10 protein-coding genes are annotated in these 19,220 nt (G+C 40.5%); 4 read left to right on the forward strand and 6 right to left on the reverse strand.

Annotated elements, in window-relative coordinates; genetic code table 11:
• Positions 1 to 57: 57 nt before the first annotated feature.
• The 5 genes from HCG69_RS16210 to frr all read right to left on the reverse strand — a co-directional run bounded on the left by HCG69_RS16210 (position 58) and on the right by frr (position 7,311).
• Entirely contained in the window at positions 58 to 1,407 is a 1,350-nt protein-coding gene (locus HCG69_RS16210) for a TolC family protein (protein ID WP_221650901.1), read from the reverse strand.
• 9 nt (positions 1,408 to 1,416) lie between these two features.
• The gene (locus tag HCG69_RS16215; RefSeq protein WP_221650902.1) at positions 1,417 to 4,494 is read right to left on the reverse strand and encodes an efflux RND transporter permease subunit; all 3,078 of its coding nucleotides are present in this window, start codon (positions 4,492 to 4,494) and stop codon (positions 1,417 to 1,419) included.
• 12 nt (positions 4,495 to 4,506) lie between these two features.
• Entirely contained in the window at positions 4,507 to 5,586 is a 1,080-nt protein-coding gene (locus HCG69_RS16220) for an efflux RND transporter periplasmic adaptor subunit (RefSeq protein WP_221650903.1), read from the reverse strand.
• A gap of 128 nt (positions 5,587 to 5,714) precedes the next feature.
• On the reverse strand, positions 5,715 to 6,647 hold the full coding sequence (gene rsgA / locus HCG69_RS16225; RefSeq protein ID WP_221650910.1) for a ribosome small subunit-dependent GTPase A: 933 nt from the start codon (positions 6,645 to 6,647) through the stop codon (positions 5,715 to 5,717).
• Positions 6,648 to 6,750: 103 nt separating this feature from the next.
• Positions 6,751 to 7,311, reverse strand: a complete 561-nt coding sequence (gene frr, locus HCG69_RS16230) for a ribosome recycling factor (RefSeq protein ID WP_002559226.1) — start codon at positions 7,309 to 7,311, stop codon at positions 6,751 to 6,753.
• Positions 7,312 to 8,044: 733 nt separating this feature from the next.
• Between frr and HCG69_RS16235 the strand changes: the two genes are divergently transcribed.
• Genes HCG69_RS16235 through HCG69_RS16250 form a run of 4 tightly spaced genes read left to right on the forward strand, consistent with a single transcriptional unit; the run spans position 8,045 to position 17,917 of the window.
• Positions 8,045 to 11,566 carry a SusC/RagA family TonB-linked outer membrane protein gene (locus tag HCG69_RS16235; RefSeq protein WP_221650904.1) on the forward strand — a complete coding sequence of 1,174 codons (3,522 nt, stop codon included), beginning with the start codon at positions 8,045 to 8,047 and terminating at the stop codon, positions 11,564 to 11,566.
• A gap of 11 nt (positions 11,567 to 11,577) precedes the next feature.
• A complete protein-coding gene (locus tag HCG69_RS16240) occupies positions 11,578 to 13,230 on the forward strand; it encodes a SusD/RagB family nutrient-binding outer membrane lipoprotein (protein ID WP_221650905.1) in 1,653 nt (550 codons plus the stop codon).
• 11 nt (positions 13,231 to 13,241) lie between these two features.
• Complete coding sequence (locus HCG69_RS16245) at positions 13,242 to 14,222, forward strand: hypothetical protein (RefSeq protein WP_221650906.1); 981 nt, start codon at positions 13,242 to 13,244, stop codon at positions 14,220 to 14,222.
• A 26-nt stretch (positions 14,223 to 14,248) separates the two neighbouring features.
• Complete coding sequence (locus tag HCG69_RS16250) at positions 14,249 to 17,917, forward strand: LamG-like jellyroll fold domain-containing protein (protein WP_221650907.1); 3,669 nt, start codon at positions 14,249 to 14,251, stop codon at positions 17,915 to 17,917.
• 106 nt (positions 17,918 to 18,023) lie between these two features.
• Here HCG69_RS16250 and pyrH read toward each other — a convergent pair whose 3' ends face one another.
• On the reverse strand, positions 18,024 to 18,734 hold the full coding sequence (gene pyrH / locus HCG69_RS16255) for a UMP kinase (protein ID WP_002559227.1): 711 nt from the start codon (positions 18,732 to 18,734) through the stop codon (positions 18,024 to 18,026).
• Positions 18,735 to 19,220 lie beyond the last annotated feature (486 nt).

Genomic DNA, 19,220 nt, shown 5'->3' on the forward strand with positions numbered 1-19,220 from the left:
AGCTGGCTGCGCAATTATACCGCATGGTACTAATCACTTATCACTACTCACTTATCACTAATTCAGATATTTCAATACTTTACCACTAATCTGTAACAGCGAGATTTCGCAAAGTTTGGTATCATATTCGGCAGAGAGGATACGTTCTTCGGCATCAAGTAAGCTTTTCTGGGCTTCGCGCATCTCGATACCTGCAAGGTCTCCAAGCATATAACGTTCCATGGCAATTTCGTGATTCTCTTTGGCTGCAACAAGATTCTGACGTTCCAGGTTCAGCATTTTGAGATTGTTGCGATAGGCCTGCCATAGGTTACTGATGTCAGCCCGTAGGGCCTGCTCCACTTCCTGACGTTGCAAACGGGCATTCTTAATGGCAATACTTGCATTTCTCTTTTCCCGGCGGCGATTGCCATCGAATATATTGAAACCTACAGTCAACCCACCATTGAATCCCAGATTACCACGTTGGCTATTGGCAGCTATATCATATTTATTGAGCGTATATCCATAGCCGGTATTTAGTTTCAGATACGGATAGTTGCGGGAGTTTATCTTCTTATAGTCCAGTTGGGCTATCGTAGTATTCTGATCAGCTTTTAGCAAAGAGGCATTGGTAGCCAGTGTTGCATCCCATAATTCTTCAAAGTTTAAGTTGGCGTTGACTCTGATAATAGAATCTACAATAGAGAGCGGCTGGTCTACATTGGCATTTGCCATTAGTTCATTCAGGTTGATGCGTGAGGTATGCAATAGCTCCTGCTGTTTCATATACTTGGCACTATCTGCATTGAAGTCTACTTTGGCTTGCTGATAGTCCAGTCGGGAGAAGTTTCCGATGTGATAACGTTCTTCTACAATGCGCAACCGTTCCTTGGAGAGTTTCACGGCATAATGCAGATTGGCCAGACGAATCTTTTGCTGAACGTAGTTATAGTATTCGGCGGCAAGGCTCGCTATGAAATCTTCAATGGCGATACGTGTATTGGTCTCACCCTGGCGTTCCAGCTCTTTCAATATCTTATAGTTTGCCTGGATGTTGAATCCGTCAAAGATGGTCCAGTTGAGATTGAGTCCCACGTTGATTGTCTGGTCAAATACACCGTTCTCTTTGATCGTTTCTCCGCTTTCGCGTACTTTGGTCTGCGTGTTGTCCACCGTACCTTTATATCCGGCTGAGAAGTCGAGAGTAGGCAGATAACCGGCATTCCCCGGGGTAGCATTATTCTTACTCACCTGTTCTTCGTTATGAATGATACGTAGTGAATAGTTGTTTTGTAATCCCTTTTCCAGACAGGACTTCAAAGTATAGACCTCTTGTGCTGATACCTCACCTCCGAAACCTCTCCCAAGGAAGGGAGAGCAGGTACAGAGAACGAGTAGGGAGATTAAAAGTTTCTTCTTATCCATCTTTCTTACTTAATTATGGGTCGTCGTTGGAGTTGTTTCGTCTTCCTCGTTTTTGGAAAGGACAGGCGTGAGTCTCCGGTTCGTTGAAATATAACTGTATATGGCCGGTACGATGTACATCGTCATCAGCGTAGAGATAAGCATTCCTCCTACTACTGCCGTACCCATGGCAATACGCTGGTTACAACCTTCACTGGTGGCAAAAGCAAGTGGAATAAGTCCCAATATGGTAGATGCACTTGTCATCAGGATAGGGCGCAGACGTTGCAGAGAAGCGTCTTTGATGGCACTCATCTTGTCTTCGCCGCTTTCTTGTTTCTGATTGGCAAACTCCACAATAAGGATACCATTCTTTGCTACCAGTCCGATAAGCATAATAATACCAATCTGGCTGAAAATGTTCATTGTTATTCCACCGAAGTACATGAAGATCAGGGCACCGGCAATGGCGAGCGGTACTGTCAGCATCACGATCAATGGGTCTTTGAAACTTTCAAACTGGGCGGCCAGGATCAGATAAATCAGGAAGATAGCCAGAACGAAGGCGAACATCAGGCTTGATGAACTTTCGCGATATTCTTTTGAATCTCCGGTCAGTGCCGTACGGAACGAATCGTCCAGCGTCTCTTTGGCTATTTTATCCATTTCGTCCAGTCCTTGTCCGATAGTCTTACCATCTGCCAGTCCGGCAGAAACCGTAGCCGATACGAAACGGTTATAGCGGTAGAGTTTCGGAGGAGCGATACCGTTTGTCAATTCTATCAGATTGTCAAGCTGTACCATGTCTCCGTTGTCGCTGCGTACATAGATGGCTTTCAGGTCCGCAGGCTTATTACGTTGCTGACGATTGATCTCACCTAAAATCTCGTATTGCTTTCCATTCATATAGAAGTAGCCCATACGCTGTCCGCTCAATCCATATTGCAGGGTTTGGGCAATGTTGCGGGTACTGACTCCCATAATGCTGGCTTTATCACGATTGATATTGATACGTGCTTCGGGTTTACTGAATTTCAGGTCGACATCGGCCATTTGGAATACCGGGTTTTCGTATACTTTTGCCATAAACTTCGGCAGTACTTCCTGAAGTTTTTCCAGATTGGTAGCTTGCAATACATATTGTACAGGCATACCTCCGCGTCGTCCTCCGAAAGAAGAAGACTGCTGCACAAACGAGCGTGCCATGGTCTTTTTCTGTACTGCTTTAGACAGGTTTTCGGCTACGTCCATCTGTGAGTAGTTACGGTCCTTCATATCTTTCAGTGTGATACGTACGTTACCGCTACCACTTGAAACACGGGCAGTTACGGATTCTGCATCGGGAATAATGGAATCGACAAGGTCGTTGATGTCCTCTGTATAATCTCGTATATATTCATAGGTTACACCTTCTGCTCCACGTGTATTGATACTGATTTGAGAACGGTCTTCCAGCGGTGCCATTTCTGCAGGAATATAGTCCCATAAGAATACAATGATTCCGATAGTAACGGCGATAACGGGTAATGCCAACCAGCGTTTCCGCAGAAATGCTGCCAGCGAACGGCTATATAGGCGATTCATTCCTTCAAAGAATGGTTCTGTTTTTCTGTAAAACCAGTTTTGCTTTTCACGCTTTATCAGCAGTTTGGTAGCAAGCATCGGTGTGAAAGTCAATGCTGCAAAAGAGGATATAATAACCGATCCTGAAATAACCAGACTGAACTCCCGGAAGAGCCGTCCTGTCATACCATCCATGAACACAATAGGGAAGAACACGGCTACCAGCGTAATCGTAGTGGAGATAACGGCAAAGAAAATTTCTTTGGCTCCTTCGATTCCTGCCTCTTTCGGTGCCATACCCTGTTCAATCCGGACATAAATGTTTTCGGTCATAACAATTGCATCATCCACCACAAGCCCCACCGACAGAACTACCGCAAGCATCGAAAGCACGTTGATAGAGAATCCCGCCAGGTACATGACGAAGAATGCGCCAATCAGTGAAACGGGGATCACAATACACGGTACGAGTGTCACGCGCCAGTCGCGCAGGAAAAGGAAAATGATGATGATAACCAGTACAAATGCTTCGTACACCGTTTGTTTTACTTCATTGATGGAAGCACGGATAAATTTGGTATTATCGAATCCATAGTTGTAGTGCACATCCTCCGGAAGATCTTTTTGCATTCTTTCCATACGGTCGTACACTGCATCGGCAATCTTGATATGGTTAGCACCCGGTTGGGGGATGACAACTACACCAACCATGGGGACTCCGTTCATTTTCATGTAACTTTTGATGTCTGCCGGACCCAATTCGGCGCGACCAATATCACTGAAACGAACAATCTGATTATTGTCCTCTTTAATAATGAGGTCGTTGAACTCTTCTGCCGTATGCATCAAACCCAGCGTACGAATCGTCAGTTCTATGGTGTTTCCTTCGATACTACCCGAAGGCAATTCCACATTCTCTTTGTCCACTGCATTCTTTACGTCGATAGGCGTGATACCATAACCGGACATCTTGATAGGGTCCAGCCACAAACGCATGGAGTAACGTTTTTCACCCCAGATAGATACGCTACTTACATCGGCAATTGTCTGAAGCTGTTCCTTTACGGTAAGGTCGGCTATTTCACTCAGTTCCAGTAGCGAACGTCTTTCGCTCTGGAGGGCTACCATAAGGATAGGCATGGCATCGGCATCGGCTTTTGATACCGTAGGAGGATCACAATCGCGGGGCAAATAGCGCTGGGCACGTGATACTTTGTCACGCACATCATTGGCCGCTGTTTCCAGATCGACGGAAAGCTCAAACTCTACCGTAATACGACATTGTCCCTGCTGGCTGACACTCGACAGAGAGCGAATACCGGGAATACCGTTGATATTCTGTTCCAGTGGTTCTGTGATCTGATTTTCAATAACATCAGCATTTGCACCGGGGTAGGAGCAGGATACCGATATAATGGGATTATCCACCGACGGATATTCGCGTACACCAAGATAGCTGTATCCGATGAACCCGAAGAGGAGGATAATAATTGTCAGTACCGTTGATAATACCGGCCGGCGTATGCTTAATTCGGATATATTCATAAGGCGGCTGGTTTAATCAATGTTATCAAGAGTGACAGGTAGTGCTGTACGAAGTTGCAGTGTTCCCGAAGTTATAATAGTATCGCCTACTTGCAGACCTCTTAGTACCTGTACTTCAGCTTCGGTACGTATGCCGGTGGAGATCTCTACCGGTTGTGCTTTTCCGTTTCTGTAAAGGTATATTTTGTCCTTTCCCATTTCGGGGACAATCGCTTCCGAAGGTACTGCAATTGCGTTGGGAATCTCTTCTTTCTTCAAATGAACACTTACATAACGACCGGGAAGTACACTACCACTACTGTTGGGGTAGAGTGCACGTATGGTTAGTGAGTGCATCTCACTGATTTTTGACTCGGTGGCATATACTTTGGCATCGAACCCGTCAAGTTGCCCTTCGAGGTGGAAGGTCAGGTTTGCTCCTTTTTTTACTTGCCCGGCATATCGCTCTGGTACTGCAAACTCTACTTTCAACGGAGATATCTTGGTTAGTTTGGCTACAATGGTACTGGGAGAGGCATAGGCTCCTACGCTGACTTGTCGCAGACCGATAACGCCGTCAAACGGGGCACGAAGTTCTGTCAGTGCTATGTTTGCTTTGACAATATCTATATCAGCATTCAGTGTGGCAAGTTCTGTTTTTACCTGTTCGTAAGCTTCTTTGCTGACAGCATCTCTTTCCAACAGGGCATTCTGGCGGAATACACGGTCTTCTGCCAGCTTCAGTTGGGAGACAAGGCGCTGTAGTTGTGCTTGCAGTTGCCGGTCGTTTACTTTAGCCAATAGTTGGCCTTTTTTTACGGCACTGCCTTCTTCAAAGTTGATTTCTACAATCTTTCCCGATGTTTCAAATGAAAGGTCAACCTCTTCATCGGGTAGCAGGCTACCGCTGATGCGTATTTCATCTGTAAGCAATTGCGGCTTTATAATCCGTGCATTTACATTCAGAATCTTTTTACCTCCCTTTTGATTTTGGGTTACTTTGTCGGCTGCTGCCAGTTCGGCGTTTTGTTTAGGCATTTGCGAGTAGATGCCACCTCCTATCAATCCGGCGCCTACGATGATGATAATACCCCATTTAATCCTCTTGTCCATGTATGTTTTATATTATAGGTACGCGATGTGGTGTTGTGTACCTGTTAAGTATAGTATATAACGTCTTAATTTAGACAGGCGATTGGGAAGATAGTTTAATACGCAGTGAGTGAAAAAGAGTTAATAAATCAATAGGCGGCACGGTATTTTCCCTCTTCTTTATCTTCGAGCATATTCAGATAAGAAGTGTAACGTGATTCGCTGATGTAATGTTGCTCTACGGCTTGCCGGACTGCGCAGCCGGGTTCGTGCCTGTGAGTACAGTTGTTGTATTTGCAGTCAGCAGAAAATTTGAATATTTCCGGGAAGTAATGTCCTATTTCTTCTTCTTCCATGTCGAAGGTTCCGAATCCTTTGATACCCGGAGTGTCGATGATATAACCTCCGTCTGCTACGGCAAACATTTCGGAGAAAGTAGTAGTATGCATTCCCTTATTGTGATACGCAGATATTTCAGCGGTCTTTACTTCCTGTTCCGGAAGTATGGCATTGATCAGAGTTGATTTCCCCACTCCCGAATGCCCGGAAAATAGAGTAATCCGTCCTTTCAGCTCTTCTTTGATGGTATCAATCCCTTCTCCCTTTTTAGCTGAGATTTTGAAACAGGGGTAACCGATATTTGTATAGAGGTTGATGAGGCTGTCCAGATAATGCAGTTCATCTTCATTGTAAGCGTCTACTTTATTGAATATCAGCTTTACCGGTACACGATAGGCTTCTGCCGAGGCAAGAAAACGGTCGATGAAGATTGTGGATGTTTCGGGGTAATTCACCGTCACCACTAACATACACTGGTCGAGATTGGCAGCAAGGATGTGAGATTGTTTAGAAAGATTGGAGGAACGGCGAACGATGTAGTTCTTTCTGTCTTCTATTTCGCTGATAAAAGCAGTACCCTCCTGATTTAGTATGATTTGAACACGATCGCCCACAGCAACAGGATTGGTGCTACGTATTCCTTTCAGACGGAAATTTCCCTTTATCTTGCATTCGATAAACTGCCCGTCATCAGTTTTTACCTGATACCAGCTCCCTGTATTCTTTATTACCAGTCCTCTCATCATTCTTTAGTAGTCAAGTAGTGAGTAGTCAAGTAGTTAAGTAGGATACAAACAGAAACATCTGCTACTTACTACTTAACTACTTGATTACTTAACTACTAATTTACACTGTCATAATTTCTTTGTCCTTTTCAGCCAGCATATCATCAATCTGCTTGATATACTTATCATGGATTTTCTGCAGTTTGGCTTCTGCATTCTTCTGTTCATCCTCTGCAAGACCTTCTTTCAGGGCTTTCTTCAGTGTGTCAATACCGTCACGGCGGGCATTACGTACGCTTACTTTGGCTGTCTCACCTTCAGCTTTACACTGCTTTGCCAGTTGCTTACGACGTTCCTCTGTCAAAGGAGGGATACCGATACGGATGATCTCACCATTGTTCTCGGGCATAATACCTAAATCAGAGTCAATAATTGCTTTTTCAATGATACGGAACATACCTTTATCCCACGGTTTGATAGTAATGCTACGTGCATCCGGAGTGGTTACGGCAGCTACATTACTAATAGGTACCATGCTTCCATAAGAATCTACACGGATTCCATCCAGCAATCTGGTACTTGCTTTACCGGCGCGGATGTGAGCCAGTGCCTCTTCCAGGTACATAATGGCCATATCCATTTTCTCTTGTGAATCGTTGATACAAGTCTTTACGTCTATCATATTCTTTTGCTTTATATAGTTTACTATTTACTGAATGAAGAACAAAAGTAGATTATTTTTTGCTTATCTGCAACAATAATGGAAAGAGAAAGCAGGCTGTTAGTTATAAATAATGAAAAAGGCAGAAAAATCAGCCTTGTTTGATCGGTAACTGGTTGGTGTTTATACCCAGGCTATTTCGTAGCTTTTTGTAGTACAACAATATATGGATGTACCAGGTTGTACCATAGCTTCTTGTTCATCTTTATATAAGACTTCTCTTTCAATAACATCCGCATGTTGTTATATAAAACATGGGGATGTTTTTATGTACAACATCCCCATGTTCTTTAGGAAAACATCCGGATGTTTTAAGTGCACGATACGGGATTTATGTCTATTAGGTAATATAGATATAGATTCCCCAAAGTATACGAAATGAGTGGATATAAGTTTGTTTGTTTCTTACCAAAGAATATATAATTAAGACATAGGTTGTCAATAAAGTATGTTGGATAATCGAAATAGTTAAGCTGAAGTGTCCTATCATCTCGTTGAAAATGATGGAATGTAATTAAATGATTTTTTTTTCTTTTTCTTTAGTAAGTTTATTAAATGGATTGTATTATATAAAACGTTTAAATTATTAATATGTAATTTGATAAAGAATTATAGATTACACACAAACTATTTTCTATACCGAAGTTTGATATTGAGATAATTCTAGGAATTGTTAACGTTAAAAGAATATGAAATGAAAAAAATTACAAAGGGCAAGAGCCGAATCTTGCTATTATTCCTTTTTCTTCTGGCTCCAACAGTGTTGAGCGCTTCTGCACAAGATGTATTATTGAATTTAGACTTTACAAATGCTTCATTGAGTAAGGTTTTAACTGAAATCGGGCATCAAGCCTCTCTTTCTGTTGTCTATAATACAAAAGATGTAAATCCTGATCAGATGGTCACAATCAGAGCTTCTCATGAAAAGCTATCAGTTGTGATGACACGTTTATTAAAGAATTCAGGTGCCTCTTATTCTATTCGTGACAAGTATTTAGTACTATTTACAAATAAAGGGGAAACTGTAAATACTGTAACGCAGAACAAACGTGTTATCAAAGGACATATCTCCGATACACACGGAGAACCACTAATTGGTGTAAGTGTCTTGATTAAAGGTACCGCTAACGGGACTATTACCGACATAAACGGAGATTATTCTATTGAAGTGGCTAATAACAGTGCTGTATTAGAAATCTCCTATATCGGTTATCGGAAAATAAGTCTTCCTGTTGCCAATACTAAATCTTTCGATATCGTAATGGAAGAAGATACCCAAATGCTAAATGAGGTGGTAGTTACTGCTATGGGAATTGAACGTGCTGCTAAATCACTGACATATGCAACTCAAAAGGTAGACGGTAAAGAGTTGACACGCGCAAAAGATGCAAATTTTATAAATGCACTGCAAGGTAAAACAGCAGGATTGGTGATCACTCCTAATTCAACAGGAGCGGGTGGTTCATCTAAAATTCTATTACGTGGTAATGCTTCTATTTTAGGAACCAATTCTCCATTGATTGTATTAGATGGTATTCCTATGGCCGACCATAATCAAGGACAGATTGAGGGCAATATTGCTTATGGTGGCGGACATGACGGTGGTGATGGTTTATCTAATATCAACCCGGATGATATCCAGAGTATTAATGTTTTAAAAGGAGCAAATGCTGCAGCCTTGTATGGTAGCCGTGCCGCAAATGGTGTACTACTGATTACAACTAAAAAAGGCTATGAAGGAAAAGTATCTGTTGATGTATCCAGTAGTTCTTTGTTTGAGACTCCTTTGGTTACTCCGGAATTTCAGGATAATTATGGAGCAGGAGTTGAATATTTCACAAATGGTTATTTTGCGAACGGCAGTCAGATAATAAATCCAACTTATTCAAGACGATTAACTACCACCTCTTGGGGAGGGGCTATTGGTCGCCTTTCTGATCGAACTTTAGAAGATATTCCTTATGCACGCAATAGTGCGCAAAGCAATATTGGGAATTTTCTGAAGACGGGAACGAATTTTAATAATACAATTTCAATAACGGGAGGAAATGCAATTTCCCAAAGTTACTTTTCTTATGGAAATACACAAGCTAAAGGAATGATGCCTAATAATACTTTTTCCAGACACATCTTTTCTTTTAGAAATAATTTTAAATTATTTAAAGACAAATTGGAACTTAGCTTTTCTGCAAATTACGTAAAACAGGAATCCAAGAATAAACCTTCTTCGGGATACTTTGGTAATCCATTGTATAATTTGTATTTGATGCCACGTAATGCGGATATTCGCTATTTTAAAGATAATCAAGAAACCTATGGAGCATTATATGCATTAAACTCAGAAAATTGGTATACAAACTCAATAGGGACAAAAACTCCTCGTAAAACGGGAGAAGGTCCTATCCAGGTATGGCCTTGGCAAACGGAAGAAAACGGTAACTCTCCATATTGGACTGCTAATCGTATCATTAACACAGCATATCTGGATCGTTTTTATACTTCTATTTCTGCAAAAGTGAATATCATGGAGGGGTTGTCTGCACAGGCTCGTATGAATTATGATGTGAATAATGTCCGTAATGAAGGGGAGACATATCACGGTACGAGAGGTAAAAACTTCTATAATTCAGTTTATTATACAGATAGACAGACTGATACACAGATATTTATTGACGGGTTAATCTCATATGCGAAAAGTATAAAAGACTTTGATCTGTCTGTAAATGTTGGTGGAAGTATGCAGGAAATCAACAATCGGAAGTTGTCCTTATATTATACGATGGGAGATACAACAGCTATTCCGAATGTTTACGATCCTCAAAATATCAAGAACCCATCTCTATATAAGAACGAATTGAATAAATCTAAAAATTGGGAGCATTCTGTATATGCAACGGCTTCTGTTGGTTATAAACAGATGGCCTATGTTGATTTTAGTGTTCGTAATGACTGGTCGCAAGCGTTTCAGCAGTTTGTTCCTTATGGTACATCGCCGAGTTATGCTTATTATGCGCTGGGTGGAAACGTCCTGTTAAATGACGTTTTTAAGTTTACGAGTGATAAGGTGAATTTATTAAAGGTTCGTCTATCATACAGTCAGGTCGGTAATTCTATTCCAAATGTTTTATTTGATGAGCTACCTTATGACTTTAATACAGGAGGATATGGGGCGAAAAAGTTTACACGATTTGAGGATCCAAGACCAGAAACCGTGACATCTACAGAGTTGGGATTCGAAGGACGTTTTTTCAATAATGCATGGGACTGGGATCTGACTCTCTATAATAGTATTATGCACAATCAATATTTAACAGTGTCATCGGCAACGGCAGGTTCAAGACCGATAAATAGCGGACGTGTTCGTAATCGTGGCTTTGAATTTACTACTAATTACTATTGGATGATAAACCAGGACTGGTCCTGGAAAACAGGTTTTAATATTTCATATAATGATAATGAGATCTTACAAACTTATGGTAATGATAAGGATATTACGATTGACTTAGGACAGGAATCCGGTCTTAAGATTATTTATCGGAAGGGTCGTCCATATGGTGATTTATATGCTAATACCATAAAACGTGATCAGAATGGTAAGATCATAACTGACCGATATGGCGCTCCTGTGATTACTAATGATTGTAGTACCTATATTGGGAATGCAAACTCTAAAGTAAATTTTGGATGGAACAATACTTTCAATTATAAGGACTTCTCACTTTATTTCTTGATTGATGGTAAGGTCGGTGGCAAGATCGTGTCTTTAACAGAGGCCAAACTTGATTACTACGGGGTCTCTAAGCGATCTGGTGATGCTCGCGACCGGGGAATTGTATATATGAAAGAATCTATTGTTGATGGTAATATTGTACAACAAGCCGTTCCTGGTATAATTATGGGTGATGGTCAAATAGCATCAGCACAAGATTATTATCAAACAATAGGTGGTGGACTGGCTGCATTATCCGAGTATACTTATGATGCAACTAACTTACGTCTGCGTGAACTTTCAATGGGATATACATTCCGTAGTCTGTTTGGTAATGGTAAAAATCTGTCTGTCTCTGTTGTAGGGCGTAATTTATTTTTCATTTATAAAAAATCACCAGTTGATCCGGATGTATCTGTTTCTACAAGTAACGGATTTGGTGGAATTGACTGTTTCAGTCTGCCTACAACACGGAGCTTCGGTATTAATTTAAAGGCTTCATTTTAATAAATAAAGATATGAAATATTTAAATAAGATAATATTATTTTCAGTAATATCCGGTTGGGTATTAACAGGGTGTTATGATGGTGTAGTTGACAACTTGAAGTCTAATTCTACGATGGAGCATGCTACGGATTCGGTCTCAAGTATTTCCACCGCTGCCGGGTTACTTATTACTGCTCAAGAGCTTCTGATTGATAAACGTGAACACAAGTACCAATATCAATTTAACCTGCATATGGATAATTATTGTGGGTATATGTGCTTGCCGCATAATTTTCAGGGTCGTATCAAATCTACTTATGTAATAAATGACGATTTTGCTTCTGGCCCTAAAGCAAACATGACTTGGGTTGCTCAACAAGTAGTACCTGTAATGGCTTCTGCAAAAACGTTGAAAGCTGAACCTCTTGGTGCAATAGCCAATATTCTATATTCCTACGAAGCCCATTTGTATTCAGGAGTGCATGGTCCTTTTCCATACAATGATTATAAAGTATTAAAAGAAGAGCATCCTTTGACATACAATTCGGTTGAAGACATTTACGACTCCATTTTCTTGGACTTGCAACGCGATATTGACATTTTGTTTGAGTACAAAAAGAATCCTGATGCTGAATTGGATAGAACGATTTCATCCATGGATAAAATTGCGGGTGGTAAAGTAGATAACTGGATAAAGTTTGCAAACTCCTTGCGCTTACGGATGGCTATGAATATGGTAAAAGCAGCTCCGGATAAGGCTCAAAGAATAGCAGAAGAAGCTATTAAATCAGGCGTTTTGGAAGCTTCGGATAATGATATAGCGCTTGATGTATATAAACTGTATTTGGACAGACATCCTTTATTTAAGATATCCAGTAACTGGGTAGATAGTCGTTTGAACGCGAATTTGCATAATATATTAAAGCGTACAGGACATCCGATGTTAGAAGAGTTTTTTTCAAAAAACTCAGCTGATATCTATGATATATCCGGACGTAAAGTATTAGATACAAATTCTGATTATTTATCTATGAGAAACGGATCCTTAACCGAAGACCCGAATACATCTCCTACTTACTTGTCTTTTTCTAAACTCTCTACCAACTTCTCTCAGAAGCCATTGGAAATATTTAAAGTTTCCGAAGTGTACTTTTTGCGTGCTGAAGGTGCATTGAGGGGTTGGGCAATGGGAGGTACTCCTGAACACTTCTATAACGAAGGTGTCAGAACCAGTTTTAAAGAATTTGGATTTAGTGATAAATACGATCAATACATCGTTTCAGAGAGTGTAATATCAGCAGATTACAGAGATTATTACGATTTGCGGAACAATGCAGAAGGAGTTATGAATGTTTGCAATAAATGGAGTAACAACGACTCTAAAGAGGTCATGCTTGAAAAGATCATCACTCAAAAATGGATTGCTCTTTTCCCGATGTCGGCTGTTGCATGGGCCGATATGAGACGTACGGGGTATCCTCATATGATTGCACCGGTGAAAGGTTCGTTCGCTGACGGTGATGGAAGTATCGATCCTTTGGTTGGGATACTTCGTATTCCATATGCTGTGGGAGGAGATAGTGAAAATAAAGCGGACATTGAAACCTCTGCTATACCGGTATTAAATGGTCCTGATCAACAATCAACCCGTTTATGGTGGGATACAGATATTGCTAATTTTTAATTAATATAATTATGAAAAAATATATTGTTATAGTAAGTGCGATTGTAAGTATATTTTTGTTTTCGTGTAATGACAATACAGAAGTATCTTATTCAGCGGCTAATTTAGTTTCAGATTTTAAAGTAGAGAAAAGTGAAGTGGTTATTGGCCAGGAAGTCGCATTTAAGGTTTATCTCCCCGGTATCCAGCCAGTTGATAAAATCCTGCTACGTAAAGATGGCGTAAATATGTATATGAATTGGAGCTATCCGGAAATATTGGATGTTGCCGAGGGTGAGTTAAATTATGATCCTGAACATGTATTTATAACAACATCCCGTACGGATGAATGGAGTGTAGGCGAATGGGATCTAATTGTACGTCGTGATAAAGAAGAAGAAAATGTAGGGAAAATCAACTGTGTATTATTAGCAGATAAGGAAATTGATGTAGATACCTATGCAGATCTTCTGAATATTAAGGCAAGCGGTTGGTCGGGACAATCTGTCGATTCGCTGGTTTTTGTATCACAAGACTTCCGGCAGGTGAAAGTGGCGACTGGTGCTGATGATGAAAAATTGCCTGCAGTCATTCAGAATTTACAGATACAACTACCTAAGGATTTCCTATCGGATGGAACCTGGAAACTTTTTATTGAACGCTGGGAGTTTGGTTTAAAGGAAGAACTTACAACTTTTGAATTTATTAAAAAAGGATTTCTGGATGATGCCCCTATTACAGCCGATGCTGATGGTAAATACAAAGTGTTTTTCAAGTTAGATCAAGTGAAGGAGAAGGAAGATAAAATTTCAATTATTTCTCCTATTACCACCAAAAAGGAAACACGTACATTAAGTAACGAGTTTTTTGATCCGGATACACACATTTATACACTGGTACTGGATGAGGCTAAAACTCCTGCAAATGAAGGTAAATGGAGATTTACGATGAGACGTTCGGGGATTTATGTATTTCAGGCTATTGAAAAAGAGCTGACAAAAGCTATTAAATAAATTATTAACCATTAAAAAATGATGCAATGAAAAAAAAGGTACTTTTTGCAAGTATTTTAGCTTCTTTATTTATAGAAGCTAATGCGCAGACTGCTCCAGCCTATACACTGGACTATGCGGTGGATATGGGTGCAAGTTGGAGTGAAATGCTTGATACATGGGAGCCAGGAAAACCTTTCAGTGATAAGTCGGGATATATTGATGAAAACTTTTTTGTTTCACGTGTACGTCCTAAGGCTCGTATAAAGAATGACAAGACTCAGGTTGTCCCCACAAGAGGTGACGAACGCAAGGTTTTATGGTGGTGTCCTGTTGGGGAGAACTCTAAAGTATGGGGGCCGTTGCCGCGTTACAATTTTAATGCTGATAATTTCAGTATGTGGCAATATCTGGATTATCATGGTAACTGGTCCAATGGTTGGATTCGTGTTCCGGGAGTATTCAATGACGTTGCTCATAAAAATGGAGTAATGACGGGTTGTTTAATATTCTTTGAGGGTTCTGTAAGTCCGGAATTACAAAAACTGGTTAAGAAGGAGGGAAGTGAATTTAAGTATGCCAAGAAATTCGTTCAGATATTGAAATTCTATGGACTCGATGGAGTAGGTGTTAATCCTGAAGGAGGTCTGGGACAACCTTTGGCTGATAATTTGAAAGGCTTTTTTGCAGCCTGTCATGATGCTGCTACAGAAATAGACTGGCATTTTAAAGTGATTTGGTATGAATCTCAGACAAATGACGGATATGTGTCCTGGACAGACCAATTAAGTGACAGAAACGATGAGTGGTTCTCAAAAGATGGGAAGGCTGTTACAGATGCTTACTTCTTGAACTACAACTGGAATCCGAATAAATTGGCTACCTCTTTGGCTACAGCTCAAAAACTGCAACGCAATACTTATGATGTATATGCGGGTATGGATATTCAAGGACGAGGTTTGCATAACAATGCAGGTGCAGATGGAAACTGGGTACTACTGAAAGATCAGCCATTCTCTATCGGGTTATGGGGTGCTCATGATGATAATGTAATCCATCAGGCCTCTACAGAAAACGGAACCTCAGATTTAGCTATCCAGAATTTATATCAGGAAAAACTTGAGATGTTCTTCTCCGGAGGCAAACGTAATCCTGCTATTTGTCCGAATATAAACAATGAACGCCGTGGCTTTGGCAAAGCCGACCTGGAAGGTTTCCATGGTATCGCAGCGTTTGTAAATGCTCAGAGTACGTTGAATACTCTTCCGTTTGTGACTCGTTTCAACTTAGGTAATGGTACTTTCTTTAAGAATGAAGGTGTGACAACATTCGGTAATAAATGGTATAATATCGGTATGCAAGACTTCTTGCCGACATGGAGATGGTGGATCACTAATTCGTGGACTGAAGCTACTTCGGTTCCTGCAGATGCTATTAATCTGAATTTCACATTTGACGATGCATGGTATGGTGGTTCTGCATTGAAAATCCATGGTGCTACGGCAAATTCTAAAGTTCGTCTTTTCAAAACGGAATTGGATGTCACCGATGGTTGTGAAGTCAGCGTAACTTATAAAATGGTAAATGGCGGTACAAGTCCTAAATTAGCACTTTGTTTCTCTAAAACGGGTAGTGAAAATAATTTTGTTTCCTATTCATTACCGGACGTAGCGAAAGTTGGTGAGTGGTTTACTGCCAAAGTTAAGCTTAGCGAAGTAGGTGTGAATGCGGGTGATAAGATTGCATGTATTGCATTGGACATACAGAATACTACTCCTAGTTATGAATTATTGTTGGGTGAAATGTCTATTATTGATCCAGCTCTGACAATGACACCTGCTGATATTACCATTACTCATGCAGAAGTATTGGGCGGACATTTCAATTCAAGTGATGTGAAAGTTATTTGGCGTTGTGGTGATAAGGATATCAATGAAGCTGAAGGTACTCCAGTTTACAATGATGATGTAAATGCTTGGTATTACGAAGTTTATGTACGCGAGAATGAAAGTTCAGAACCTATTTTGTGTACTGCAACTACTTCATGGGCTGCTTATATTGTTGGTGCTCCGTCTGCTCTTGAAGACAAAACGGTACAAGTTGGTATCTGTGCAGTCAATCCGGCAGGAGAACGTAGTGCTATCGTTTGGTCCGAAAAGATGGAACGTGTAGTAGATCCTATTGAGACAATCACTATAGATAAAGAGATTATAAAACCAGGTCAGGAATTTACAGTTAAATTCTATGATGTAACTCATGCTCCTGCTACATTCAAATTGAAGAAAGCTACGGATGCAACCGATGCCGGTACATTTGCTGATGTTACAGAGTTTACTACTTCTTTGAATGAAGTTGGTTTCTATGATATGGAAGTTACGATTGGTGGTGTAGCAACTATGTATCGCGGTTTCGTTCAGGTTACCCCTGAGGAAACAGGGGGTATCAATGAATTGACCGGTTTGAACGTTGATAAGAAGGCTGCTGCCGTAAATGAAGATGTAACTTTCAGTTACGAAGGTGTAAAACGTGACGGTACCGTTTCAAGAGGTCTTCATTTGACAGATGTGCAATCATTTACTCTTCCGATAGAACTCTGTAATAAGACCCCGTTTACGATTGCTTTTTGGATGAAAATAGATGAAAACGTACAACCCGCTTCTGAAGGAACAGCTTTGTATAGCCAACGCAACTATGCAGATGGTTGGCCTAAAAATGCTTGGGGAGATGTATGGGTAGACATTGCTCCCGAAAATTATATATGGGTTCGTCTGCTTGGGAATGCAGGAAACAAAGGAACTATAGCAGAAGACTATAAAGTAATTCCTAATAAATGGGCACATATTGCATTCAGTGTCAATGGGAATACAACTAAAATGTATTTTAATGGTAAATTAGTAGATCAATACACAGGCCCACACTCTTATGAGGGAAAGGGTACTCCTCGTTTCGGAGGTAGTGCTGCAAGCCGTAGTGGATTTGTTGGTTCTTTAGATGAAATCCAGTTCTATAATCGTGCTGTTACAGACGATGAAGTAGTAGCTGCAATGAATGGTTTTGATCCTGATATTGATGAATTACCGGCTGGTTTAGTGGGCTATTTCAATTTTGAAACGGATCCTGACGAAGAAGGCTATTTTGAAAACTTTGGTTCCGAAGGTACTTATAAAGGTGCTGTAACTACTGTAAAAACGATCGAAAAAGTCGACAACGATGTTCCTGTTACCGCTCCTCAAATGTCTACAGGAGTTCCTTTCAGAACTGGTGTAATGGAGATAACCTCTGCTACTACATGGAATTTGAATGGTGCTACAATGAAAGAGCAAAATGACGAAGCCGGTACAGCTAAGGTTTCTTATGCTACAGATGGTACTTATGATGCACAGGTTACATTGGAAAATGTATATGGAAAAGTAACAACGGCTGTTTCTGATTGTGTGGTTATTGGTACTGGCGGGTCAGGTATAGAAGAGACCGGAACCGTACAACTTAGAATGTATCCGAATCCATTTAAAGACGTAATTAATCTGGTTTTTGCAGAAAGCGGAAATTATGTTGTATATGTTTATACGAGCGCAGGACAACTTGTGAAAACATTAGGTGTTGATGCTGTTATGGGTGATATAAAACAACTTTCCGTAGGTGAACAAGGTATGTATTACGTACGAGTAACCAAAGGCGGTAAAGATGTGAAGTCATTCAAGGTAGTTAAAGAATAAACATCTTCAAGAAGAAGTTATATACATGTTTGTATAAGTAAAGAATAAGAGGATGTGTCCAATTTCCGGATACATCCTCTTTTCTATCTTGTTTATACATATATTGTCAATTGTGTACCACCGTGCCAATTTCTTCTCCGTTGATTACTTTTTTCAGATTTCCTGCTGTATCCATATCGAATACTACAATCGGGAGATTATTTTCCTTGCACATGCAAGTAGCCGTAAGGTCCATCACCTTCAAACCGCGTTTCAACACTTCATCATAAGTGATATCATCGAATTTTGTAGCAGTAGGATCTTTTTCCGGATCAGCGGTGTATATCCCGTCTACACGGGTACCTTTCAACATTACGTCGGCTTCTATTTCGATGCCGCGCAGAGAAGAACCGGTATCGGTTGTGAAGAACGGATTTCCTGTTCCGGCAGACATGATAACGATTTCACCGGCTTCCATATATTCAATCGCCTTCCACTTGCTATAGAATTCGCCGATAGGCTCCATGCGGATAGCTGTCAGTACGCGGGCCTTTTCACCGGCGGCAACGAGGGCTGAGCTAAGGGCAAGGCTATTCATAACTGTTGCCAGCATACCCATTTGATCGCCTTTTACACGGTCGAAACCTTTGCCGGCTCCTGTGAGCCCACGGAAGAAGTTTCCACCACCTATGACGATGCCTATTTGTACACCTTGTTCATGAATTTCTTTTATCTGTGCTGCATACTCGGCGAGTCTTTTCTCGTCGATTCCACTCTTTTTTTCTCCCATCAGGCTCTCACCACTGAGCTTCAACAGGATTCTTTTGTATTTTGCCATATTGTTCTTATAATTAGTTTGCGCAAATATACATGATTATTTTGCCATAATCATGCAGATTAGTATACTATTTGATTCGGATCTGAATAGACATGAGTACTTCCCGCACGGGGAGGTACACTAAGCGATGATTTATTGAAACGCAGATGAACGCAGATTTTCGCAAAGAGAAACAAATAGATAATAAAGATCCACAGTCTTTTAATCTGCGTTAATCCGCGTTTCATTAAAGATTTAAAACTCCGTGTTCTCTGCGTCCTCTGTGGTGAAATGCACTTAAAACCCTATTAGGTAGTGAATATTATCGGGCGTATCTTTTTGATATCGGAAGTCCCTCGAAGCAGTATCGTTATCCTTCCCCGGTATTGCACTTTGTCTTTCTCAGAAAGGAACGTTCCTTTTCTCTGTGCAGGGCCGACGCATTAAATAATTTACTATTGCATATGTACTTTTCTTATTGTTATTTAATTGAATATTAATTATTTA

This window comes from Bacteroides sp. K03 (genome assembly GCF_019734355.1).
GTDB lineage: Bacteria > Bacteroidota > Bacteroidia > Bacteroidales > Bacteroidaceae > Bacteroides > Bacteroides nordii.

Coding starts and splice junctions, on each gene's coding strand:
- HCG69_RS16210 (WP_221650901.1), bottom strand. CDS start 1,407: ATGGATAAGAAGAAACTTTTAATCTCCCTACTCGTTCTCTGTACCTGC.
- HCG69_RS16215 (WP_221650902.1), bottom strand. CDS start 4,494: ATGAATATATCCGAATTAAGCATACGCCGGCCGGTATTATCAACGGTA.
- HCG69_RS16220 (WP_221650903.1), bottom strand. CDS start 5,586: ATGGACAAGAGGATTAAATGGGGTATTATCATCATCGTAGGCGCCGGA.
- rsgA (WP_221650910.1), bottom strand. CDS start 6,647: ATGAGAGGACTGGTAATAAAGAATACAGGGAGCTGGTATCAGGTAAAA.
- frr (WP_002559226.1), bottom strand. CDS start 7,311: ATGATAGACGTAAAGACTTGTATCAACGATTCACAAGAGAAAATGGAT.
- HCG69_RS16235 (WP_221650904.1), top strand. CDS start 8,045: ATGAAAAAAATTACAAAGGGCAAGAGCCGAATCTTGCTATTATTCCTT.
- HCG69_RS16240 (WP_221650905.1), top strand. CDS start 11,578: ATGAAATATTTAAATAAGATAATATTATTTTCAGTAATATCCGGTTGG.
- HCG69_RS16245 (WP_221650906.1), top strand. CDS start 13,242: ATGAAAAAATATATTGTTATAGTAAGTGCGATTGTAAGTATATTTTTG.
- HCG69_RS16250 (WP_221650907.1), top strand. CDS start 14,249: ATGAAAAAAAAGGTACTTTTTGCAAGTATTTTAGCTTCTTTATTTATA.
- pyrH (WP_002559227.1), bottom strand. CDS start 18,734: ATGGCAAAATACAAAAGAATCCTGTTGAAGCTCAGTGGTGAGAGCCTG.